Below are 23,148 nucleotides of genomic sequence, written 5' to 3'. Positions count from 1 at the left end.
TACGCCCGGCATGATATAATAGAGTTGTTTCAGAAAGGAGTTTTACCTATGACTGAAGTGGATCATTTAGAATTGGTTATTATTACTGGGATGAGCGGAGCCGGCAAAACGGTCGCTATCCAGAGTTTTGAAGATATGGGGTACTTTTGTATCGACAATATGCCCCCAAGCTTGATTCCTAAATTTTGGGAACTGATCAAAGAATCAGGGAAAGTGACAAAAATTGCCTTAGTTGTCGATTTGCGCTCTAGATCGTTTTTTGAAGAAATCCAGAGTATGCTGATCGATATTGAAAATACGAATTTTATCGACACCCGGATGCTCTTTTTAGATGCATCGGACAATGAACTGGTATCAAGATACAAAGAAACGAGAAGAGCTCATCCTTTAGCGATGGATGGCTTAATTACGGAAGGGATCCGCAAAGAGCGTGCGATCTTGGATGATTTGAAGACTCGTGCCAGTATCGTTATCGACACAACGACGTTAACTCCACGGCAACTGAGAGAAAAAATCAATCAAGAGTTTCGGGCTTCCCATGAGACGGGTTTTCGTGTTGAGATCGTATCTTTTGGGTTTAAGTACGGTTTGCCGATCGATGCTGATATCGTTATGGATGTGCGTTTCTTACCAAATCCTCATTACATTCCTGAGTTGCGTCCTTTAACTGGTAAAGATGAGCCGGTTTATGACTACGTTATGTCTTTTCCGGAAACGGAAGAATTCTATCAGCAATTTACTACGCTGTTGCAAACCATTTTGCCAGGGTATGTCAAGGAAGGAAAAAGCAGCTTGACGGTTGCCATTGGTTGTACCGGTGGGCAACACCGATCGGTTGCTTTATCGGAGCGAATCGGGGCAACTTTGTCTGAAGACTATCGTGTAAATATTACCCATCGTGACAAAGATAAGCGTAAAGAGACGGTGAATCGCTCATGAAAATGAAAACATACCGGATCAGAAAGCCGAAGATCGTTGTGGTGGGTGGCGGAACTGGGTTACCAGTCATTTTAAAAAGTTTACGAAACCAAGGTGTTGACATCACAGCGATCGTTACGGTCGCTGATGATGGTGGCAGCAGCGGCGAAATCCGCAATTTGGTCTCATCGATTTCACCTCCGGGGGATCTGCGCAATGTTTTGGCGGCTCTATCTGATATGCCGCAACTGTATAACGATATTTTTCAATATCGTTTTAAAGCAGAAGACAAATTTTTAGCCAATCATGCCCTTGGGAACTTGATTATTGCGGCGATTGCCGAAATGCGCAACAGCACCTACGAAGCCATTCAGATTTTATCGAAAATCATGCATATCGACGGACGGGTTTTTCCTTCCTCTGATCTGCCGTTAGTCTTACATGCAGTGTTTAAAGACGGCACTGAAGCGGTAGGCGAGTCCAAGATCGCGGTCGATCGCAAAACAATCGATCGAGTCTTTGTTCGTAATCAAGAAAATAATGATGAGCCGAAAGCAGCTCGTAAAGTTGTTTCTTCAATTATGGAGGCAGATATGATCGTCTTGGGTCCTGGTAGTCTCTTTACTAGTATTTTGCCCAATCTCATGATCAGCGAGATTGGCCAAGCAATGTTGGAAACCCAAGCGGAAACCGTTTATATTTGTAATATTATGACCCAAAAAGGTGAAACCGAACACTTTAGTGATGCCGACCATGTGCGGGTCCTGCATAAGCATTTAGGCAAACCCTTTATTGATACGGTGTTAGTTAATACCGAGAAAGTTCCAGAAGGGTATATGGACCCAGAGATTTATGATGAATATCTTGTACAAGTGAAACACGATTTCCAAGGATTGCGAGAAGAAGCCAGCCGTGTCATTTCAGCTGACTTTCTGGAGCTTAGAGATGGCGGAGTTTTTCATGACGGAGATAAAGTGATTGAAGAACTTCTACGTATCGTTTACGGGGCCAAAATCTAAGAAAGGAGGGATTTTTTTATGTCCTTTGCAGCAGAAGTGAAAAAAGAATTGACTGCATTAGAAGTTCATCGCGAACATGCCAAGGCAGAATTGGCAGCTTTGATTCGGATGAATGGGTCATTAAGTATCAACAACCAGCAATTTGTTTTAAACGTTCAAACAGAAAACGCGGCGATTGCCAGACGCATCTATTCTTTACTAAAAGATCATTACGACGTGCGCAGCGAATTGCTGGTCCGTCGCAAAATGAAATTAAAAAAGAATAACGTCTACATCGTTCGTTTGAAGCAAGAGACAAAGCGCGTGCTTTTGGACTTAGATATCATGGACGGGCTGATGTTTCAAAGCCATGTTTCTGATGAGATCATGGGCAATACTCAAAAAATGCGTTCCTATTTACGAGGAGCTTTTATGGCATCTGGATCGATCAATAATCCAGAAACCAGCCGCTATCACTTAGAGATCTATTCCATCTATGAGGAGCATAACCAAGATATTTGCGATATGCTAAACGCATATGGATTGAATGCCCGTGCATTAGAGCGTAGAAACGGGTATATCTCTTACTTGAAAGGCGCTGAGAAAATCGCTGATTTTTTGACCCTGATCGGTGCCACCAATTCCATGTTGAAATTTGAGGACGTGCGGATCGTGCGTGATATGCGTAACTCAGTCAACCGCTTGGTGAATTGTGAAACCGCCAATATGAACAAAACGATCGACGCTGCTTCGAAGCAGATCGACAATATTGAATTTATTCAAGATCGAGTTGGCTTGCAAGCTTTACCTGAAAAGCTGCAAGAAATCGCCGAATTACGACTGGAACATCCCGAGGTCAGCTTGAAAGAACTAGGAGAAATGATTCCATCAGGAGCGATCTCGAAATCAGGGATCAATCATCGTATTCGCAAAATCAATGAATTTGCGGATCATTTGCGTGAACAAGTGAGTTAATCTAAGTAGTGAATGAATTCAAAAAAGCAGGAGCTTGCATTTGACATGGATTTTAGTGTCAAATCAGCTCCTGTTTTTTTGTTAGAGGTTATTCATTGATCAATGCAGTTAATTCTTCAGCAGAGATCGATTCATCAAAAATGTGCCCACCTAAGATAATCGTTGGCACAAATTGAATGTTGGCGTTTTTCGCTTCTTCCACAATTTCTCCGGCGATCGCAGGATGGTTTTGTTCAGCTAGCCCTAAGGTATTTTTCGCATATTCTGCCACTTCAGGTAAAGACAAATGACCCCATTCGTCTTGTGTTTGATAAATTTTTGTGATCTCAGCGATCGTTGCTTGTGGGTCTGTACTAGAAACAAAGCGGTGCATCACATTGCCTCGTTGCAAGGATTCTTTTTCTTTGTCAAATAATTTGATGACACGGCGTAGTTTCCCAGCTGCGACAGCTTCACTTAAGATCGGTAACGATTCCTCAAACCATTGCCGACAATAAGGACAGCGCAAATTCATAAATTCTACGATTGGTTTTGCAGACGGGTCTCCGATATGTATCCCTGTTACCGCATTTGTTTCTTGTGCTTTGATAATTGAAATATCCATTTAAATTCCTCCTTTTTCTCTTAGTTTACCGAAGTTTCTATTGAAAGAAAAGCCACAGGTCTTTTCATCAAACTCTGTGAAATGAGAGTAAAAAAGAGCGAGAATCTATGTATTTCGTTTCACGAAATTAACAGAATTATACTGGGAATGCTTTTATATTCCTTAATTTTCAGCTATAATGAATTGTGTTTTATTGTGCAAAATGATGATTAAAGGAAGTTATATAGATGAGAAAAAGAAAAACAATGGATGGCAATACGGCTGCTGCCTATATTTCCTATGCCTTTACGGAACTTGCGGCGATCTATCCGATAACCCCTAGTTCAACCATGGCCGAATTAGTGGATCAGTGGTCTGCTCAAGGAAAGCATAATCTTTTTGGGCAGCCGGTGAAGGTTGTTGAGATGCAATCCGAAGCAGGGGCTGCTGGAGTGGTTCACGGCTCTTTAAAAACAGGTGCCTTAACGACAACCTATACGGCGTCACAGGGACTTTTACTGATGGTGCCTAATATGTATAAGATTGCTGGTGAAATGCTGCCAGGCGTCTTTCATGTCGCCAGCCGAGCAGTGACGACCAACGCCTTGAATATTTTCGGAGATCATACCGACGTAATGGCCACCCGACAAACAGGCTTTGCTATGTTAGCGGAAAGCAGTGTTCAAGAAGTAATGGATTTAGCGCCAGTCGCTCATTTAGCAGCTATCGAAGCCAATATACCTTTTTTAAATTTTTTTGATGGTTTCCGAACCAGTCATGAGATTCAAAAAATCGAGGTTTTGGACTATGAAGAACTCGCACAACTGGTTAATCATGAAAAATTGGCTGCTTTTCGTCAAAAAGCCATGAATCCGAATCACCCAACAACGAGTGGAACGAATCAAAACCCTGATATCCATTTTCAACAGCGGGAAACGATCAATCAGCATTATCAAACATTGCCTGAGATCGTTCGTTTTTACATGAAAAAAATCAATGCTTTAAGAGGGACCAACTATGATTTAGTGGATTATTATGGTGCTTCAGACGCCGAAGAAGTCATCGTTTCGATGGGCTCCTCGACGCAAACGATCCAGCAAACGGTGGATCATCTGTGCGCTTTAGGCCGCAAGGTAGGGGTCTTGTCGATCCATTTGTATCGACCATTCCCATTAGAAGTCTTCTTAGAAAAACTGCCTGCTTCCGTCAAAAGTATCGCTGTATTGGATCGCAGCAAAGAACCTGGCGCCAATGGCGAGTCTTTGCTTTTAGATGTGCAAAGTGCCATGTATGATGCAGCGATGCGGCCGACGATCATTGGTGGACGCTATGGTCTGGGGTCAAAAGATGTGACGCCTGATCAAATCGTTGCTGTCTATGACGAATTGCTCAAGCCAAAAGCCAGTCAAAAGAAACGCTTCACTATTGGGATCACGGATGATGTGACGCAATTGTCGTTGCCATCAAAGGGAACGCTAGATCTAACTGATCCATCAACCTTCCAAGCGAAATTCTGGGGATTCGGCTCTGACGGGACCGTCGGGGCGAATAAGTCAGCAATCAAAATCATCGGTGACCATACCGAAAAATATGTGCAAGGCTATTTCCACTATGATTCGAAAAAATCTGGTGGTCTAACGGTTTCCCATCTGCGATTTGGGGATACCCCCATTCGTTCCACCTATCTGATCGAACACGCGGATTTCGTTGCATGTCATACGCCTGCGTATTTGCATACGTATGATTTGCTGAAAGGACTCAAAAAAGGCGGAACCTTTTTATTAAATACGACCTGGTCACAAGAGCAAATCTTTAAAAATCTACCGAAGAAGATGAAACGTTATCTTGCTGAAAACGAGATCCGTTTTTATACCATCAACGCCATGCAGTTGGCAATGGAAGTTGGTTTAGGTGGACGGATCAATACCGCGATGGAAACAGCCTTCTTTTACTTGGCAAACATCATTCCGACCGAGGAAATCTTGCCGATTTTAAAAGAAGAGGCGCTGAAAAGTTATCGGCACAAATCGATGGCGATCGTTGAAAAAAACCAAGCAGCCATTGATCGCACCATCGAATTATTACAAGAAATCCCTGTTCCAAACAAGTGGGCAACGATCGAAGTGCCGGAAAGGACATCCACTGCGACAACACAATTTGTGCGAGAAATCGTGGAACCCATCAACCGTCAAGAAGGCAATCAACTAAGCGTGGGTACCCTCGTACGGAATCAAATGACTGAAGGGGTGATTCCTGTCGGGACCACAGCGGTTGAGAAGCGGGGGATCGCTGTTGAAGTCCCCGAGTGGTTATCAGATCGCTGTACCATGTGTAATGAGTGTGCCTTTGTCTGTCCTCATGCGGCGATCCGTCCGTTTTTGGCAGATGAAGATGAATTAGCCGAAGCGCCGGAAGGCTTTATCGTCAGAGAGATGCGAGGCGCGAATGGGCAAAAATATCGAATTCAAGTTTCCGTTGAAGATTGTACAGGTTGCGGTCTTTGTGTGGAAGCCTGCCCCGCCAAAGGGAAAGCTTTGACGATGCGTCCTTACGAAGAACAAAAGGAACAAGCTTTAAATTGGGCTTTTGCGATGACTTTACGTCAAAAAGAAAATCCAGCAAAACCTGGGACGGTCCTAGGCTCCCAATTCAATAAACCTTTATTGGAGTTCTCTGGTGCTTGTGCGGGTTGTGGGGAAACCCCTTATGTCAAATTATTGACCCAAATGTTTGGGGATCGCATGATGATCGCCAATGCGACCGGCTGTTCTTCGATTTGGGGTGGAACCTCACCAGTATCCCCTTATACAACCAATCACTTAGGACAAGGTCCAGCTTGGTCAAACTCGTTGTTTGAAGACAATGCCGAATATGGCTACGGCATGTTCTTAGCCAATCAAACCAGACGGGAGAAATTAGCAGCCCAGTTGCAGTCATTGAAAGCCGCTGTATCAGAAGAATTGCAGGCTTTGATTGAGGATTGGGACTTTCATCGAGAAGAAAGTGCTGGGACCCAGCAGCGAGCAGCGAAACTGATCGCCGCCTTAGAAGCGGAAGTCTTCGATACTCCGCAGCTGGCTCCAATCTTGAAGGAGAAAGATTTATTCGTTAAGCCAAGCCAATGGATGATTGGCGGGGATGGCTGGGCGTACGATATCGGATTTGGTGGTATTGATCATGTCCTCGCTTCTGGTGCAGATGTCAACATTCTCGTGTTAGATAATGAAGTCTATTCTAATACAGGGGGACAAGTCTCTAAAGCAACACCGACTTCGGCAATTGCTAAATTCGCTGCGAGTGGCAAGTTTGTTTCCAAAAAAGACTTGGGAATGATGGCGATGACCTATGGCCACGTTTATGTCGCACAAATCGCATCTGGTGCCAATCAAATGCAAACAATCAAAGCCTTTGAAGAAGCCGAGCGATTCCCTGGGCCGTCAATCATTATTGCCTATACACCATGTATCACTCATGGTCTTGCTGGTGGAATGCGTCAATCCTTGAAGGAAGCACAAGAAGCAGTTGCATCGGGGTATTGGAGTCTCTACCGCTATAACCCGCTTCTGGCAGAAAAAGGGAAACAGCCAATGACCCTTGATTTCAAAAAGCCGGCATTTGACCAAATGCCCGCCTTTATGCAGACCCAAGTTCGTTTTGCATCTTTACACAGTGCCAACCCCAATGCGGCGCAAGCATTGTTTGAAAAAACCGTTTCAGATGCCAAAACTCGTTTCTATAACTATGCCCGTTTAGCAGGTCAAGAAGAAAAAATACGAGCAAAACTTGAAAAAACAGACGTTACGGACGAAAATAGCCCATTGGAATGTGGTCACCCGGAACAAACAACGGCTGTAAAATCGACTCGTGTGCGTAGAGAAAGACAGACCCTAAGCGAAGAACAGTTAGCTGAAAGGGCTGCGCGGCGAGCGGCACGCGCGAAACGCCGTCAGCAAGAGTAAGCTAAGTGGTTTTAATCGCTCTTTGAGGAATCAATCGATTGCGGAGAAACGACCCTGAAAAACGGTTTGTGCTGTTTTTTCAGGGTCGTTTGTTTTTTTTTCTATGAAATGGGTGCCGATGACTCCTTAGATGAAATCTTCGAAGACCTTTGACAAACAATGATTTCAGGATAATGGTAAACTAAGTAAAAGAGCTGTTTTATTTTTTCAAAACTTTTTCATAAATTTGTTTTTTTTCAAATCTTTGAAGAAGTCCTATGTTATACTATTATCTGAAGTCTTAAGAATAAAGGAAGGCTGTTTATGTTGATAAATTTCAGGGATTTTTTTAATTTAGATTATTGGAGAGAATTGCTCTCATTTGATATATTTTCTTGGTCATTTTTAGTAAATGTTTTAGACGTGATCGTTGTTTGGTACTTGGTTTATAAGCTGATCCAGCTTGTGCGAGGCACAAAAGCGATCCAGTTGTTCAAAGGAGTCGGCCTGTTCATTGTTCTAAGGTTTTTGGCAGGTATTGTAGGATTAAAGACGCTATCTTGGTTGATGGATCAAGTCATCACTTATGGTGTGATTGCTGCAATTGTTATTTTCCAACCAGAAATTCGACGAGGGTTAGAGCATCTAGGACGCAGCTCTTTCTTCAAGACTTCTAAGAATGAAAAACGACGGGATGAAGTTTTGGTCCAAGCGTTAGACAAAGCTGTTCAATATATGGCAAAACGAAAGATCGGTGCGTTGATCACGATCGAGCGGACGACGGGATTAGAAGAATATATCGAAACCGGGATTCCTTTAGATGCGGATGTGACGGGTGAATTGCTGATCAATATTTTTATTCCCAATACACCGCTTCATGATGGCGCAGTCATTTTAAGAGATGATAAGATCGCTGTTGCTAGTGCCTACTTGCCATTGTCGGAAAGTCCGCTGATTCCGAAAGAATTCGGGACACGCCATAGAGCGGCTGTCGGGATTTCAGAAGTCAGTGACGCATTGACTATTATCGTCTCAGAAGAAACCGGTGATGTTAGTATTACGCTAAATAATCGCATGTTGACCGAACTTTCTCGCCAAGAGTATCTTGACGTGTTGAATCGCGAATTAGTGCCGGAAGAAAAACCTGGTAAACGCAACTTGCTGCAATCTTTCTTTGAAGGGGTCAACAAAGGAGGAAGAAAATGATCAAGAAAGAGCGTCGTCAAAACGTATTTTATGGTATACTAGCGCTGTTCTTTAGTCTGGTTCTGTTTTTCATCGCCAGCGGATCAAGTCTGCAAGTCAATCTTGCGGGAACATCAAATCCTTATGAGGAAGAGATCGATAATGTACCGATTCAGACCACCTACGATACGGATGAATACTTCATCCAAGGATTTGAAACAACAGTGGATGTGACCTTATCTAGTCGAAATCGTGTACAATTGAATGCGGAACGTAGTGAGGAAACACGGAGCTTTCGAGTCGTAGCTGATTTGACTGGGCTCGATGAAGGAACGCACGAGGTCCCTTTAGAAGTAAAAAATCTTAGTTCAAGTGTCACAGCTGAAATCGAACCAAAAACAGTCACTGTGACGATCGAGAAAAAAGTCACCCAAACCTTTACCGTTGAACCCGTCATCTCCACCGACGGAGCAACCAGCGGCTACGGCGTCGATTCAATGAGTGTCGATCCGCAGAAAGTAGAAATCACGACCGGCGATCAAACGTTAGCGGAAATCGACCGAGTGGTAGCAATCGTCAATCCCGATGATATCACAGGTGATTCAATCACTGTCAGTGGAACGATCGAAGCATGGGATAGTGACAACAATCCACTAGCGATCATCGCTGACCCTGATTCGGTAGATGTTGCCTTGATGATGGAAGCACCAAGTAAAGAAATTGAGTTGTTTGTTACGCAACAAGGGACGACACCAGAAGGGGTCTCCCATTATATCTACCGCATGAGCAGTATTAGTGCCGTTTTGACAGGACCACAAAGTATCTTGGATGAAACACAGCAGATTGGTGTGCCGGTGGACGTTAGTGAGATCACGACAACGACGGAACGAACAGTAACCATTCCAGTGCCTGATGGGACGACGATTAATCCGACGGTCGTGACGATCCAAATCACACCAGTAGCACAAACTACTACGGAGAATCAATCAAACAATGATAGCAATGAAGCAGAGAATAGTGAGAATTCTCAAGATAATTCTTCGGCAGTCGACACGACAAACGAGCAAACAGAGAATTCCGCAAGCAGCACAACGACAAGTAGTCCTTAGTCGTTTGACTGTAGAGAATGAATAAGAGAGGTTATTAAAATGGGAAAATATTTTGGTACAGATGGTGTTAGAGGAGAAGCGAATAAGGAGTTGACACCTGAATTAGCATTTAAATTGGGTCGTTATGGCGGCTATGTACTAAGTCAGCACGAAACCGGCGACCGTCGTCCTCGCGTATTGGTTGGGCGGGACACACGGATTTCTGGACAGATGTTAGAAAGCGCGTTGATTGCTGGTCTATTATCCGTTGGGATCGAAGTATTCCAGCTAGGTGTTATTTCCACACCGGGAGTGGCTTACTTGACGAAAGTACAAAAAGCAAGCGCAGGTGTAATGATTTCTGCTTCTCACAATCCCGCACAAGACAATGGGATCAAGTTCTTCGGAAATGATGGCTTTAAATTAGTTGATGAACAAGAAGCTGAAATTGAAGCATTGCTTGATGCGCCTGAAGACACACTTCCGCGACCTTCTGCTGATGGCTTAGGAACGGTGGATGAGTTCCCAGAAGGGTTATTGAAATACTCTCAATTTCTACGTCAAACGATTCCTGACGATTTGGAAGGGATCACGGTTTGCGTTGATGCAGCAAATGGCGCAACAGCTACCAGTGTCAATCGACTGTTTGCCGATCTAGAAACAGAATTCTTCACGATGGGTACTTCCCCAGACGGATTGAACATCAATGATGGTGTTGGTTCAACGCACCCCGAAGCATTAGCTGAGTTCGTCGTTGAAAAAGGTGCAGATGCTGGTCTTGCGTTTGATGGAGATGGTGATCGGGTCATTGCAGTTGATGAATTAGGGAACATTGTTGATGGCGATAAAATTATGTATATCTGTGCAAAATATTTAGCAGAACAAAAACGCTTGAACCAAGGAACGATCGTTACGACGGTCATGAGTAACTTAGGCTTCCATAAAGCAGTCGAAGCCATTGGTTTGAAAGATGTGATCACACAAGTTGGTGATCGCTATGTCGTAGAAGAAATGCGTAAAAATGATTATAATTTGGGTGGCGAGCAATCTGGGCATATGATCTTCTTAGATTTTAATACGACCGGAGACGGCTTACTTTCAGGGATCCAACTATTGAATATCATGAAACAGACAGGGAAAAAATTGTCTGAATTAGCAGGAGAAGTAACGATCTATCCACAAAAGCTGGTCAACATTCGAGTGACCGATAAGAATGGTGCGATGGATGTTCCTGCAATCCGTAAAATCGTAGAAGAGACAGAAGCAGAAATGAACGGTGAAGGCCGCATCTTAGTTCGTCCTTCCGGAACAGAACCATTGCTTCGGGTGATGGCGGAAGCGCCAACGATTGAAAAAGTTGACTATTATGTAGAAAAAATCGCAGCGGTCGTTCGAGAAGAAATCGGTGCGGAATAATTAAACGAAAAAAAGACGATCAGAGGAAGGCTTTGATCGTCTTTTTTTCAGTTGCTAGTCAGAAAAAAGTGAAAAAGGATCGTCCTAATTATCACCGGAATGAAGGGTGCTCATTTAAGGTAAGTCGCGGTTTCAACAAGTGGAGTTCGTTTTTTTAAAAGTCTTTTTGTATTTATTGGGCAAGCATCAAGGGAAAAAGACCAGCTAAGTAAGATCGAGAGATCCACTTAGCCGGTCTTTTTATTTTGTAGAGTCTAATCAATTTGCTTTTAATCTTTTAAAAAACTTATTCGACCGTAACGGATTTTGCTAAGTTTCTTGGTTTATCAACATCGAATCCACGTTGTAAAGTAGCAAAGTATGCTAGCAGTTGCGTTGGAACGACTGCCACTAAGCTGGTTACCAATGGGTGGACGTTTGGCAAGATGATTTGATCGGTCGCTTTTGCTAATTCTTGGCTAACGATCACAAGGGTATGAGCCCCACGAGATTCGACTTCTTTTAAATTGCCTCGCGTATGAGAGCCGGTCACTTCTTCCGTGATCACACCGATCACTGGTGTACCTTCTTCGATCAACGCGATGGTGCCGTGTTTTAATTCACCAGCCGCAAAACCTTCCGCTTGGATATAAGAAATTTCTTTTAATTTCAATGCCGCTTCCATCGATACATAGTAATCATTCCCACGACCAATATAAAAGGCGTTGCGGGTATCAGATAAGAAATCTTCAGCAAATTGACTAATAACAGCTTTTTCATCTACTAGAGCTTCCATTGCAGAAGCAACGATGCTTAGTTCATGGAAGACATCAAAGTCCAATGCTTCAGGGACGGCTTTTTCATCACCAATGGCTTTTGCTAATAACGTCATCACTGCGATCTGCGCAGTATACGCCTTTGTAGAGGCAACAGCGATTTCTGGACCAGCATGAAGCAACAAGGTATGGTTCGCTTCTCGAGAAAGAGTAGAACCAGCAACGTTGGTAATCGTCAGACTAGGAAGACCTAACTGGTTGATCGTCACTAATACTTGACGGCTATCTGCCGTTTCACCACTTTGTGATAAGAACAAGAAGAAGGGTTTTGCTGACAACAATGGCATGTTGTAACCAAACTCACTAGATAAGTGAACCTCAACAGGGATCTGTGTTAGTTTTTCTAAAATGGATTTTGCTGCCCAACCAGCATGATTACTGGTACCACAAGCAATGATGTAGATCCGATCGCTCGCTAAAAGTTCATTTTTTAACGCTGCATCGATCACCACTTCGCCGGATTCACCTTGATATTCTTGGATCAAGCGGCGCATGACGGTTGGTTGATCATCAATTTCTTTTAACATGTAGTAAGGGTACGTTCCTTTTTCGATGTCAGTCAGATCTAGTTGTGCTTCATAAGATTCACGGTACACAAGGTTTCCTTTTGGATCTTCGATTTCGATCGCATCGGCGGTTACGGTCACCATTTCGCCATCTTCGATCTCAACAAAATGAGTCGTTTGATCAAGCATTGCTAAGGCATCACTACAGATGACATTAAATCCATCTCCCAAACCGATCAATAAAGGACTTTTGTTTTTGGCAACATAAATGGTTTCTGGATCATTTTTTTCGACTAAAGCAAAGGCATAAGAGCCGCGAATCAAGGACAAAGCTTTTTTGAAGGCTGCTTTGGTCGTGCTGTTGTCTTGCTCTTTCAACACTTCAATCAAATGAACAACGATTTCGGTATCTGTTTGACCTTCAAACTGGTGGTTGCTTAAATATTCTTGATGAAGCTCTTCAAAGTTTTCGATCACACCGTTATGAACCAAAACGAGTGCTTGGTTTGCTGAAGTGTGAGGATGAGCATTCATTTCTGATGGTTTGCCATGGGTCGCCCAACGGGTATGTCCGATACCGATCGTTCCTGTTACTTCAGAAGTCACTTTTTCTTCCAAGTTTTTGATTCTTCCTTGGGCTTTCACTAAATGATCTGAAGTGCGATCAGCGACATAAAGACCTGCTGAGTCATAGCCACGATATTCCAAGCGTTCCAATCCGTTCAAAATAATCCGTTCTGCATTTGATTTTCCTACGATTCCTACAATTCCACACATAATGATAATCCTACTTTCAAAAAATTTAGTTTGACATTATGTATTTCTATCTGCGTAGCAAGTCTTTGTCATCATCTTGCGATGAGATTTGTTCTTGCCTGTAGAGTGCAGTCCCTAGAGTCATCCGCCGAATGTTTCGATAAACTCTTTCCTCGTCATCTGTTTCCAGATCAGGCGCTATCCTTATTGGTCTATCTATCCTCCTTGTGAGATATTTTATAGAAATACAAGCAATATCATAATATCTATTCCTGTTTCTGTCAACTGAAAGTTATATAAAAATAATTGGTATAGTTATTGGTAAGGCTGATCTGAACCTGTCTAAAGGGAATCAAAACAGCTGACATAGCTTTGTCGAATAAGATTCCCAAGAAATTTCCTCATAAAGCTATGTTTTTTTTTTAAGTTCGATACAATAAAAAAGTAAGAAAGTGAGGGAATGAAATGCCAGAATTTGTAAATTGTATGACTTTTTCAGAGCTAAAGAAAATGGTAGCTTCGATAGAAACAGATCCTAATGTCACAGATGAAACAAAGGTCATGTTGGATACGGGCTGGGACAGCTTGCAAGAAATTTTGCCCGGGTCAGTCACCGTTGAAACCGCGCAAACATTCGAAGTCCAGGATGAACTAACAAAGGAATTTTTTGGTGGCTATGTGTTAGCTGAAAAAAGTGGAAAATTTGATGCGGTTGGAGACGAAGAAGCAGTGATCGTCATTAAAAATCTATACTAATTATGGGAAAGGTGAAAAGTTAGGTGGGAAAATGAATAAAAGAAGATGGATCGCAGTGGCGATCGCAGCAGGGTTATTTATCTGCTCGGGGATTTTTTCAGCAATCACAAATCGTCCAGAGCAAGAGGAAACTCAGACGCTGCAAGGGTTAAATGCTTTGTTCTATGGAAGTAATGCGATCGAAGAGACAACGTTAGTTGCCGGAGATCAAGACAATCGCATCGTTCGCTTATCTTTAGAAGGAACGATCGCCAGCAGCTCCAGTGGCGGCTTATTCACGACAGAATCTTATGATCATCAGCGGTTTTTAGAAGAACTACGGATGATCCAAGAAGATCCAACTATTGGGGGCATTTTGATGGAAGTCAATACCCCTGGAGGCGGCGTCTATGAAAGTGCCGAGATTGCTCGTGAGTTAGCAAAAATCAAAGAGTTAGGGATTCCGATGTATGTCAGCATGAAAAATATGGCAGCTAGTGGCGGTTATTATATCTCGGCAGGTGCTGATAAAATTTTTGCAACGGATGAAACGATTACCGGTTCAATCGGGGTGATCATGTCAGGGCTCAACTATGCCGGCTTATTCGAAAAGCTAGGGATCGAAGACAATACGTATAAAAGTGGTGCACTAAAAGATGTAGGTTCAGCAACGAGAGAACCAACAGAAGCCGACAAAGAAGTCTTGCAAACTTATGTCGACAATGCCTATGGTCGGTTCGTTAAAATCGTAGCAGAAGGACGTGGCATGACAGAAGAAGCTGTCAGAAAAATCGCTGATGGCCGCATCTATGATGGTCAGCAAGCAGTGTCTGTTGGCTTAGTAGATGAAATCGGCTTTCCTGAAGATACATTAGCAGCAATGCAAGCAGATCTAGGCTTGGAAGATGCCGAGATTTTCAGCTATGACGTTTCATCTACTGGATTTGCTTCTACTTGGTTAGGTTCAAGTTTAGCCGAACTGCAAGGATTAAAAGAATCAAACACAGAGCGAGTGATCCAATTGATGGAAAGCCTTGGAACCAGCGATGCTCCTAAACCTCTTTATTACTATGGAGGTGAATAACTATGACAGAGAAAAACAAGTATTCCGCTGGCGCATCGTCAACGGATGACAATCACACAAGTATGCCATTCGATCAAAGGGAACAGCGGGAACCCTCCACACCGGCAACCGGTCAAACGGATGTGCCAACTGAAGCACAGGTTTCAGAAACAACCGAACCAGTAAACGCCAGCAAAGCGATGAGAAACGGACAAGTAAACCATCCCGATAATTTTTATCAACAAGTCTTGACGTCTTTTCAAGAAGAAGAGTATACCCAAAGCGAGATCGAAGAAAGACAAAAAGCGTGGCAACATTTTGAAGAACCTGAAAAACAGACCGAAGACAAACGGTTCTTTAATGACTTTCCTAGTTACTTTTTTGCCGGTTTTTGGATCCGTCTGTTTGCTTTTTTAGTGGATCTTCTAGTGATCCGGGCAATCACGCAAATAACGATCGGCAGTATCTATAATCTAGCGAATCTAACGGCAACTAACCAGCGGTTTGGCCTTTACAACATCTGTGCCTTAGCGATCTATCTCGGCTATTTTGTTCTGATGACAAAGCTTAATCATGGCCAAACTATTGGGAAAATGCTCTTTGGCATCCGCGTTATTTCTTTCGTAGAAGAAGAACTCAGCTGGCAAACGGTCTTGATCCGCGAACTTTGCGGGCGCTATGTGCTGCAATTCAATGTTTTCTTTTATCTCGGTTACCTGCCAATCATTTTTAATAAAAATAAGCAACAAGCTGCGGATTATTTTGCTGAGACGAGTGTGGTGACCATCAATCTGATCAAAGCCTTTAATAAACAGGTAGATGCCAATCATGTAATGGTTGGTGCACAGAACTAACCAGCAGATCAAGCAAGTAGTAAAGGAGGGATCGTGAATGGGTGAGACGATTGATTTCCCAGGACCAAATGAACGGCTTCGTCTGGCGGCAGAAAAAGCCTACCAGTCAAAAGAGTTTTTGCAAGCTTTTCGCCTGTACAATGAACTGTATCAAAAAAACGCCAATTTTGAGATCAATCAATGGCTGGTTGAATGTCTGCAGCAGCTGAATGATTTTGCCAAAGCGTTAGATCTGGCGGAAGACTATTTGGATGACTATCTAAAAGAAACCGATGGGTATTTACAAATTGGTCATCTGCTGATCTTGGATGGACAGTATTTAAAAGCTCGGCGCTGGCTTACATTAGGTAAAAAAACAAAAATTGCGAGCCGCTACCAGGAACAGTTAGCAAGTGAATTAGCTAAAGTAGAAGAAGTGCAGCAAATTTTAGGGCTGGAAGATTTTCATGGGAAACGCAAGCATCTACGTGCACTGGACGAAGCCAATCAACCGGTGAGTGCAACAGAATGGCACGTTTTTACCCAAGCCATTACTAAACCACAATTTGTCACGCTGATGCATGAAACGCTGGCTTCCATCAAAAATCCGTATTTACTGCCTAAATTAGTGGATGAGCTGGTGCGTTTAGAAGTAGACGAACCATTTGATTTGATCGATTATCTTGGTCAAATGCGGCAGATCGTTCCGAAAAAGGTGAAACTTTTGCAAGAGGATGACGCTGTTAAGGCGATCAAGAAAGAGATTGACGAAACGATCGCCCAAGAGGATCCGATTTTAGCAGAAAGTGTCTCAGCAGAAATCAATGATCATTTAGCTATCAGCTACCCATTTTTACCAGCAAAAGAAGAGGCAAAAGCGTGGGTGGCAAGCTACGTTGCAGATTATCGCGGGTTATTTGAAGAAAAAGAACAGCCAAAAGCAGCGAATGAAATAGAAGAGCGCAAACGACACTTGCGCAATATCCTACGATTGAGCATTCGCTGAAAGAAAAATTCGCAACTTTCATGGTAAAATGTTTACAATTAAACAACGTTAGTGTACTATTTAAAGGTATGCATGAAGCTATTTCATATGTAAATCAATTAATATTCGGAGGGAAATAAATGACTGCAAAATGGGAAAAAACAGGCACCAATGATGGTGTTTTGACATTTACGATCGCTCAAGCAGAAATCCAAAAAGGCTTGACGACTGCATTCAATAAAGTGAAAGGCAATCTTAACGTACCTGGCTTCCGTAAAGGAAAAGTGTCACGCCAAGTATTTAACCGTATGTATGGCGAAGAAGCGTTGTATGAAGATGCATTGAACGCTGTTCTTCCAGAAGCTTATGAAGCTGCTGTAAAAGAAGCAGGGATCGATCCTGTTGCGCAACCAAAAATCGACGTTGACAGCATGGAAAAAGGCCAAGATTGGGTAATCAAAGCAGAAGTTACTGTAAAACCTGAAGTTAAACTTGGTGATTACAAAGAATTAACAGTTGAAAAACAAGACCGTGAAGTAACAGAAGAAGACGTGGATGCACGCATCAAACGTGAACAAGAAGCACAAGCTGAATTAGTTATCAAAGAAGACGAAGCAGCTGAAAATGGCGACACAGTCGTTATCGACTTTGAAGGCTTCTTAGGGGAAGAAACATTTGAAGGCGGCAAAGGTGAAAACTACTCACTTGAACTTGGCTCAAACTCATTCATCCCTGGCTTTGAAGAACAATTAGTGGGAACAAAAGCTGGCGATAGCAAAGACGTTACCGTGACTTTCCCAGAAGATTACCAAGCAGAAGATCTAGCTGGTAAAGAAGCAGTCTTCAAAGTAACGGTTCATGAAGTCAAAGCAAAAGAACTTCCTGAATTAGATGATGAATTCGCAAAAGACGTTGATGACAGCGTTGAATCATTAGCTGAATTAAAAGAAAAATACCGTGCTGAATTGACAGAAACAAAAGAAAAAGCAGCAGAAGATGCAAAAGACGAAGCTGCAATTCGTCAAGCAGTTGAAAACGCAGAAATCGTTGAATTACCACATTCAATGGTGCATGACGAAGTTCACCGTTCAATGGATGAATTCTTAAACAACATGCAACGTCAAGGAATCTCACCAGAAATGTACTATCAATTAACTGGATCAACTGAAGCTGATCTGCACACACAATTCGAAGGCGAAGCAGAAACACGCGTGAAAACAAACCTTGTCATCGAAGCAATCGCTAAAGCAGAAGGTTTGGAAGCAACAGAAGAAGATATCGAAAACGAAATCAAAGAACTTTCTGAAGCTTACAACATGCCAGTGGATCAAATCAAACGCGTCTTAACAGAAGACATGTTGAAACATGATATCACAATGAAAAAAGCAGTTGAACTTGTAACAGGTACTGCAAAAGAAGCGTAAGCAAAACTCTTAAAAGCGGCGAACATCTACCGGTGTTTGCCGTTTTTTCATGGGAGTAAAAATGGAGATTTTGGGAATTACTAACAAATGATAAGAAAACATTAGGCAAAGTAAAAAGAACTTTTTCTTTCAAAAAAGTTATGATATGATTGTTTAAGACTGCAAAGTTAGTAAACCAAATTCCACTCCTTTAAATAGGTTGGAAAATTTTCAAGGGGTGAACAGTATGTACGATAATACAAACGGTAATGAAGCTGTTCGTTGTTCTTTTTGTGGAAAAACACAAGAAGAGGTGAAAAAGATCGTTGCAGGTCCTGGGGTCTATATCTGTAATGAATGCATCGATTTGTGCAAAGAAATCATTGATGAAGAGTTTTACGAAGAAGCAGTTCGGGAATTTACTGAAGTGCCGAAACCGCAAGAACTATTGAATGTTCTCAATGAATATGTGATTGGACAAGATCGTGCCAAACGAACATTGGCTGTAGCGGTTTACAATCACTACAAACGGGTCAATGTAGAAACGACAGCTGAAGATGTAGAATTACAAAAAAGCAATATTTGCTTGATTGGACCAACGGGTTCAGGGAAAACATTCTTAGCACAAACGTTAGCACGTTCTCTGAATGTGCCATTTGCAATCGCTGATGCAACTAGTTTGACAGAAGCCGGCTATGTCGGTGAAGATGTGGAAAATATTCTTTTGAAACTGTTACAAGCTGCTGATTATAATGTAGAGATGGCCGAAAAAGGGATTATCTATATTGATGAGATCGATAAAATCGCCCGTAAGAGTGAAAACGTATCGATTACTCGTGATGTCTCTGGTGAAGGTGTTCAGCAAGCTTTATTGAAGATCCTAGAAGGAACCACTGCTAGTGTGCCGCCTCAAGGTGGACGGAAACATCCGCATCAAGAGATGATCCAAATCGATACGACCAATATCCTCTTTATCGTTGGTGGGGCGTTTGACGGGATCGAAACAATTGTTAAAAACCGCTTAGGTGAAAAAACTATTGGATTTGGTACAAACAACAAACGTCTTGAAGAAGGCGAGAGCGTGATGCAACAGATCATTCCTGAAGACTTGCTTAAATTCGGTTTGATCCCTGAATTTATCGGTCGCTTGCCAGTGATGGCTGCTTTAGAGAAATTGACGGTAGATGATTTAGTGCATATTTTGACTGAACCTAAAAATGCCCTTGTCAAACAATATCAAAAATTGATGGCATTAGATGATACAGAACTCGAATTTGAGCCAGAGGCTTTACGTGCGATTGCTGCGCAAGCAATTGAGCGAAACACCGGAGCTCGTGGATTACGTTCGATCATCGAAAATATTATGATGGAAGTCATGTTCAATGTTCCTTCTGATGAGTCGATTCAAAAAGTCACTATTACGGAAGAAGCTGCGAAAGGACTTGGCGAACCAAAAATCATTTACAATGAAGAGACCAAAAAAGCAGTCTAATCGAGACCAAGTCGGATAGTTTCATTGCTATCCGGCTTTCTTTTTGAAAAAAAATGAAAAGGAGCGATCCAATGAAAGTACATGATGCTGAGATCGTCATCAGTGCTGTATCACCAGCACAATACCCAGACACACCCTTACCGGAGATTGCCTTAGCAGGGCGTTCCAATGTCGGTAAATCATCCTTTATCAATACATTGATTAACCGTAAAAACTTAGCCCGTACCTCGTCAAAACCGGGGAAGACCCAAACGTTGAACTTTTATTTGATTGAAAATACGCTGCATTTTGTCGATGTCCCTGGCTATGGCTATGCAAAAGTATCGAAAACCGAGCGAGCGAAATGGGGGAAAATGATTGAAACGTACCTCGAACAAAGAGAGCAGCTGCGAGCAGTAGTATCTTTGGTTGATTTACGTCACGCACCTTCCCAAGAAGATATTCAAATGTATGAATTTTTAAAGTATTATGAGATCCCGGTGATCGTGGTTGCTACCAAAGCAGATAAAATTCCTCGTGGAAAATGGAACAAGCACGAGAGTATGATCAAAAAAGCGTTGTCCTTTGATCCAGCAGATACGTTTATCCTATTTTCTTCTATTACCAAACAAGGAAAAGAAGAAGCCTGGAAAGCGATTGAAGCAGCAATAAAATAATTATTAATTCGGAAACCGAAGCAAAGAAGTCCCTTGCTTCGGTTTTTCGCATTTTATAGTGGAAATTAGCTGTTTTATGCTATTCTACGCAGCGTAGAGTGCTAAATTTGCCCAATTTTAGCGAAAATCTCCTTGTTATTTGTTAAACTTGTAACAAGGAGGTGTGGTCGAATGCATGAAACATTGAGTAAAAAACTAAAAGAGTATCGATCAAGGCATAACTTAACTCAGAAAGAATTAGCTGCAAGGTTATTTGTTTCTGATAAGGCCATTTCAAAATGGGAACGAGGGAATGGATTGCCAGATATCGAGACATTGGTTCATCTAGCCGATTTACTAGGGACACCAGTGGAAGAGTTACTAAAAGAAAAGAAAGAAACCTATTATTATGAATACAAAAGTGAACGGATGGTTCTGCGGCTTCCGTTAATGCATATTTTGATTCCCAATTTATTCTTATTGCTGAATCAAGTGACGAGTGTTCGAGAGTTTTTTGTTCTGATAAAAGAGTTACCAACTGCCAGCGGCTGGTTTAGCCTTGGTGTCAAAGCCAAAGGGGTTATTGCTTTGGGAATTGTCAGCTTAGGTTTTTTATCGATTGGCTTATTGTCCTTCGGAATGGTAGGGATTGGGACAGTCAGCACCGGTGTTATTGCAATAGGGAACCTCTGTTTTGGCTTTTTAGTTGGGATTGGCAATCTTGCTGTCGGCTCGATTGTTGTCGGTAATCTTGGCATTGGCTGGCTCGCTCTAGCGAATGTTGCAATTGCGTGGATTGGGGTTGCCAATTACGGTGTGGGGAGTTTTATGGCTGTTTTGCCATCAAATTCAACCACAGAGGATTTTAACCAAGCGATTCAACAACTCTTAGCCTCGGAGATCCCTGACTTGATCAAGACCACTATCTTTGAACCAATGATTCATTTTACAAATTCACCGATTTTTGTGGTGATCTTCGTGATGACGATCTTAGCAGCCGTCTTCCTTATTCTCTGCTTGTTGACCATTGGCTTAGTGCGCTTACGTCAAAGCATGATGTATGAAGAGCTATAAGGAAACTATTAGATGCCAATTCTGATTGCTGCATTTAAGTAGACTCAGTGGCTCATTTTCTATTCGCATAAGTAAAAAGGCAAGGGACGGAAGCGTCCTTTGCCTTTTTTATTAGTCTGCTTTCTTACTATCTTTTGGTTGTTTTTTATTCTCATCATCAGGTTCGTTTTTTAAGAAACGTTCAATATCGTTTTGTTCCTTTTTATTGTCCTTATCGTTATCGGGAAGAAAGGCAAAATCATCAAACATTTTATCTAGCGAGTCTTCTCGTTGGAATTTTAAGCCCATAGGTTCACCTCCAAGCGCCTTTAGTTTACCACGAAAGGTGTGAGATTTCATCAAAAAAAAGCGAAATAGTGTTCAATCGTTTCTCCCTTAACTATAATTAAAGAAAGGGGATAGAAAAGAGGGATAGCGATGATCAAAACTGAAAAAATCTATGGCTTTCTACAATCGACACAAATGGAAGCATCACAGTTGCGTTTGTTGATTGAGAATTGGTTCACTTTGGTTCGTCTTAGCTATCAGCCGACGGAATATTACTACAATCAGCAAGAAAAGAAACCCTACGATTTTAATGAAATCAGTCGGTTGTTGCATAATGCCCCTGAAGAAATCAATACAGAAATTATTGTGACAGATGGTCAAAATGAGTCCAGTATCCATGTCATTCAAGAAGCAGTGTTGCAACGACATCTGTTTACAAAAGACGTATTTTCTACGCAAAAACCAGTTGTTTTAAGTTACTTCGATGAAACGATGCAAAGAGATGGCTTGTTCGGCTATTTGCGTTCATATGACGAGTACTTGATGCATAACGTCGAGCGAATCGAGAAAAGACAAAATTTTCAATCGATTGCTGAAATCAACGCGTTACCGAAGCGGAAAAATTTTGAACAAGAAATCGTCATCGACTGCAATCAGTTTTCTGGTTACGACGTCTTTTACAATGGCTATACACTGACCTCTTGCTGGCGAATGTACTTTTCGGCATTCTACGCGCATATCATTCCTCAGGTGATCATTACGGATGCGCAACAAGTTGAGCAAGTCCAAGTGAGAGAGCAAGGAATCGTGATGGTGGAATTGTATCGCGATCCATTTCAGTGGGATCACGAGTTGAATCTTTCTTACCAGCGTTTGTTTCGTGATCAAACTGGGATCGATCAATTAACATGGGATAACGGCGTCGGTATTTTAAGAGAACCATATATTGAATACGCCTTTGGCGATCACTTGATCCAAACCATCCAATACCAAAATGATCGGATGCAGCCGACAACAAAGCGTAACGCGACACATTTCGTCACTCGAAGCTTCGACCTGGTGAATGAAGAGTACCAGGAGCGTCGGGTAAAAGGTTACTTGAATGCACAAGCATATTTTCCTTGGATTGATCAAGAGCGGTTGCGCATGATGGATTATATCGTATTAAAACCGGAATTGACTGTAGATGATGGGGTCGAGGCATATGCCTTTTATATTCGGAATCACCTCGAAATTGATTACTCAGAGGATCGCTTTAAAGACTACACGGCTTGCTTACAATTTTATTTACCAGAAACAGCCTTGAAGGAGCTGCCGATAGACGGATTGAAAGCAGCGATGCCGGATGTTCATTTTGGGTATTTGCACCGCACGCGCAAATATACGTGGGTTAACCTAAAGAAGGATGGGAAAAAACTACGAGTATATTTTATGAATACCCAAAAGCTAGTCGAACAGCAGCTCTTTACCAATCAAGAATGAA

Annotated in this window: 19 protein-coding genes; 16 read left to right on the top strand and 3 right to left on the bottom strand. The window is 42.2% G+C overall.

The window, feature by feature from the left end:
* Window positions 1-48 precede the first annotated feature (48 nt).
* The 3 genes from rapZ to whiA are packed head-to-tail and all read left to right on the top strand — an operon-like array spanning window position 49 to window position 2,891.
* Window positions 49-939 carry an RNase adapter RapZ gene (rapZ, locus tag FJU10_RS00285; protein WP_077454413.1) on the top strand — a complete coding sequence of 297 codons (891 nt, stop codon included), beginning with the start codon at window positions 49-51 and terminating at the stop codon, window positions 937-939.
* Window positions 936-1,937: a gluconeogenesis factor YvcK family protein gene (locus FJU10_RS00280; protein ID WP_077454412.1), complete on the top strand. Its 1,002-nt coding sequence runs from the start codon at window positions 936-938 to the stop codon at window positions 1,935-1,937. The genes rapZ and FJU10_RS00280 overlap by 4 nt, the downstream gene beginning before the upstream one ends.
* 18 nt (window positions 1,938-1,955) lie before the next feature.
* Window positions 1,956-2,891: a DNA-binding protein WhiA gene (whiA, locus tag FJU10_RS00275; protein WP_005235679.1), complete on the top strand. Its 936-nt coding sequence runs from the start codon at window positions 1,956-1,958 to the stop codon at window positions 2,889-2,891.
* Window positions 2,892-2,979: 88 nt separating this feature from the next.
* Here whiA and FJU10_RS00270 read toward each other — a convergent pair whose 3' ends face one another.
* Window positions 2,980-3,495, bottom strand: coding sequence for a DsbA family protein (locus FJU10_RS00270; RefSeq protein WP_077454411.1), 516 nt, complete (start codon window positions 3,493-3,495; stop codon window positions 2,980-2,982).
* 227 nt (window positions 3,496-3,722) lie between these two features.
* On the opposite strand from FJU10_RS00270, the gene nifJ reads away from it, so the two are divergent.
* The 4 genes from nifJ (at window position 3,723) to glmM (ending at window position 11,101) form a co-directional block, all read left to right on the top strand.
* Window positions 3,723-7,433, top strand: a complete 3,711-nt coding sequence (gene nifJ / locus FJU10_RS00265; RefSeq protein ID WP_140964827.1) for a pyruvate:ferredoxin (flavodoxin) oxidoreductase — start codon at window positions 3,723-3,725, stop codon at window positions 7,431-7,433.
* Window positions 7,434-7,736: 303 nt separating this feature from the next.
* The gene (cdaA, locus tag FJU10_RS00260; protein WP_005235688.1) at window positions 7,737-8,618 is read left to right on the top strand and encodes a diadenylate cyclase CdaA; all 882 of its coding nucleotides are present in this window, start codon (window positions 7,737-7,739) and stop codon (window positions 8,616-8,618) included.
* A complete protein-coding gene (locus FJU10_RS00255; protein WP_077454555.1) occupies window positions 8,615-9,706 on the top strand; it encodes a YbbR-like domain-containing protein in 1,092 nt (363 codons plus the stop codon). The genes cdaA and FJU10_RS00255 overlap by 4 nt, the downstream gene beginning before the upstream one ends.
* Before the next feature lie 39 nt (window positions 9,707-9,745).
* On the top strand, window positions 9,746-11,101 hold the full coding sequence (gene glmM, locus FJU10_RS00250; RefSeq protein ID WP_140964825.1) for a phosphoglucosamine mutase: 1,356 nt from the start codon (window positions 9,746-9,748) through the stop codon (window positions 11,099-11,101).
* Between the two features lie 286 nt (window positions 11,102-11,387).
* Here glmM and glmS read toward each other — a convergent pair whose 3' ends face one another.
* Complete coding sequence (glmS, locus tag FJU10_RS00245) at window positions 11,388-13,199, bottom strand: glutamine--fructose-6-phosphate transaminase (isomerizing) (protein WP_140964823.1); 1,812 nt, start codon at window positions 13,197-13,199, stop codon at window positions 11,388-11,390.
* A 444-nt stretch (window positions 13,200-13,643) separates the two neighbouring features.
* Here glmS and FJU10_RS00240 point away from each other — a divergent pair, with 444 nt between their 5' ends.
* The 8 genes from FJU10_RS00240 (at window position 13,644) to FJU10_RS00205 (ending at window position 21,398) form a co-directional block, all read left to right on the top strand.
* The gene (locus FJU10_RS00240; protein WP_086292299.1) at window positions 13,644-13,934 is read left to right on the top strand and encodes a hypothetical protein; all 291 of its coding nucleotides are present in this window, start codon (window positions 13,644-13,646) and stop codon (window positions 13,932-13,934) included.
* 31 nt (window positions 13,935-13,965) lie between these two features.
* Window positions 13,966-14,997 (top strand): signal peptide peptidase SppA, encoded by a 1,032-nt coding sequence (sppA, locus tag FJU10_RS00235; RefSeq protein WP_086292300.1) that lies wholly within the window; start codon window positions 13,966-13,968, stop codon window positions 14,995-14,997.
* Between the two features lie 2 nt (window positions 14,998-14,999).
* The gene (locus FJU10_RS00230) at window positions 15,000-15,830 is read left to right on the top strand and encodes an RDD family protein (protein ID WP_140964821.1); all 831 of its coding nucleotides are present in this window, start codon (window positions 15,000-15,002) and stop codon (window positions 15,828-15,830) included.
* 37 nt (window positions 15,831-15,867) lie between these two features.
* On the top strand, window positions 15,868-16,815 hold the full coding sequence (locus FJU10_RS00225; protein ID WP_140964819.1) for a hypothetical protein: 948 nt from the start codon (window positions 15,868-15,870) through the stop codon (window positions 16,813-16,815).
* 119 nt (window positions 16,816-16,934) lie between these two features.
* Entirely contained in the window at window positions 16,935-18,218 is a 1,284-nt protein-coding gene (gene tig / locus FJU10_RS00220; RefSeq protein ID WP_005225965.1) for a trigger factor, read from the top strand.
* 226 nt (window positions 18,219-18,444) lie between these two features.
* Window positions 18,445-19,689, top strand: a complete 1,245-nt coding sequence (gene clpX, locus FJU10_RS00215; RefSeq protein WP_005235713.1) for an ATP-dependent Clp protease ATP-binding subunit ClpX — start codon at window positions 18,445-18,447, stop codon at window positions 19,687-19,689.
* A gap of 71 nt (window positions 19,690-19,760) precedes the next feature.
* A complete protein-coding gene (gene yihA / locus FJU10_RS00210) occupies window positions 19,761-20,345 on the top strand; it encodes a ribosome biogenesis GTP-binding protein YihA/YsxC (RefSeq protein WP_077454549.1) in 585 nt (194 codons plus the stop codon).
* A 171-nt stretch (window positions 20,346-20,516) separates the two neighbouring features.
* Window positions 20,517-21,398, top strand: coding sequence for a helix-turn-helix domain-containing protein (locus FJU10_RS00205; protein ID WP_140964817.1), 882 nt, complete (start codon window positions 20,517-20,519; stop codon window positions 21,396-21,398).
* A 111-nt stretch (window positions 21,399-21,509) separates the two neighbouring features.
* Here FJU10_RS00205 and FJU10_RS18955 read toward each other — a convergent pair whose 3' ends face one another.
* A complete protein-coding gene (locus FJU10_RS18955) occupies window positions 21,510-21,686 on the bottom strand; it encodes an SPJ_0845 family protein (RefSeq protein ID WP_189372193.1) in 177 nt (58 codons plus the stop codon).
* Window positions 21,687-21,815: 129 nt separating this feature from the next.
* On the opposite strand from FJU10_RS18955, the gene FJU10_RS00200 reads away from it, so the two are divergent.
* The gene (locus FJU10_RS00200; RefSeq protein WP_140964815.1) at window positions 21,816-23,147 is read left to right on the top strand and encodes a hypothetical protein; all 1,332 of its coding nucleotides are present in this window, start codon (window positions 21,816-21,818) and stop codon (window positions 23,145-23,147) included.
* The last annotated feature ends 1 nt before the right edge of the window (window position 23,148 follow it).

This window comes from Enterococcus sp. OL5 (genome assembly GCF_006491895.1).
Lineage (GTDB): Bacteria > Bacillota > Bacilli > Lactobacillales > Enterococcaceae > Enterococcus_D > Enterococcus_D innesii.
The sequence above is the reverse complement of the archived record's forward strand: the minus strand, read 5'-3'. Positions and strand labels throughout refer to the sequence as shown.

Coding starts and splice junctions, on each gene's coding strand:
- FJU10_RS00230 (WP_140964821.1), top strand. CDS start 15,000: ATGACAGAGAAAAACAAGTATTCCGCTGGCGCATCGTCAACGGATGAC.
- FJU10_RS00255 (WP_077454555.1), top strand. CDS start 8,615: ATGATCAAGAAAGAGCGTCGTCAAAACGTATTTTATGGTATACTAGCG.
- whiA (WP_005235679.1), top strand. CDS start 1,956: ATGTCCTTTGCAGCAGAAGTGAAAAAAGAATTGACTGCATTAGAAGTT.
- rapZ (WP_077454413.1), top strand. CDS start 49: ATGACTGAAGTGGATCATTTAGAATTGGTTATTATTACTGGGATGAGC.
- FJU10_RS00280 (WP_077454412.1), top strand. CDS start 936: ATGAAAATGAAAACATACCGGATCAGAAAGCCGAAGATCGTTGTGGTG.
- clpX (WP_005235713.1), top strand. CDS start 18,445: ATGTACGATAATACAAACGGTAATGAAGCTGTTCGTTGTTCTTTTTGT.
- cdaA (WP_005235688.1), top strand. CDS start 7,737: ATGTTGATAAATTTCAGGGATTTTTTTAATTTAGATTATTGGAGAGAA.
- FJU10_RS00225 (WP_140964819.1), top strand. CDS start 15,868: ATGGGTGAGACGATTGATTTCCCAGGACCAAATGAACGGCTTCGTCTG.
- sppA (WP_086292300.1), top strand. CDS start 13,966: ATGAATAAAAGAAGATGGATCGCAGTGGCGATCGCAGCAGGGTTATTT.
- FJU10_RS00270 (WP_077454411.1), bottom strand. CDS start 3,495: ATGGATATTTCAATTATCAAAGCACAAGAAACAAATGCGGTAACAGGG.
- FJU10_RS00205 (WP_140964817.1), top strand. CDS start 20,517: ATGCATGAAACATTGAGTAAAAAACTAAAAGAGTATCGATCAAGGCAT.
- glmS (WP_140964823.1), bottom strand. CDS start 13,199: ATGTGTGGAATTGTAGGAATCGTAGGAAAATCAAATGCAGAACGGATT.
- glmM (WP_140964825.1), top strand. CDS start 9,746: ATGGGAAAATATTTTGGTACAGATGGTGTTAGAGGAGAAGCGAATAAG.
- FJU10_RS00240 (WP_086292299.1), top strand. CDS start 13,644: ATGCCAGAATTTGTAAATTGTATGACTTTTTCAGAGCTAAAGAAAATG.
- tig (WP_005225965.1), top strand. CDS start 16,935: ATGACTGCAAAATGGGAAAAAACAGGCACCAATGATGGTGTTTTGACA.
- FJU10_RS00200 (WP_140964815.1), top strand. CDS start 21,816: ATGATCAAAACTGAAAAAATCTATGGCTTTCTACAATCGACACAAATG.
- nifJ (WP_140964827.1), top strand. CDS start 3,723: ATGAGAAAAAGAAAAACAATGGATGGCAATACGGCTGCTGCCTATATT.
- FJU10_RS18955 (WP_189372193.1), bottom strand. CDS start 21,686: ATGGGCTTAAAATTCCAACGAGAAGACTCGCTAGATAAAATGTTTGAT.
- yihA (WP_077454549.1), top strand. CDS start 19,761: ATGAAAGTACATGATGCTGAGATCGTCATCAGTGCTGTATCACCAGCA.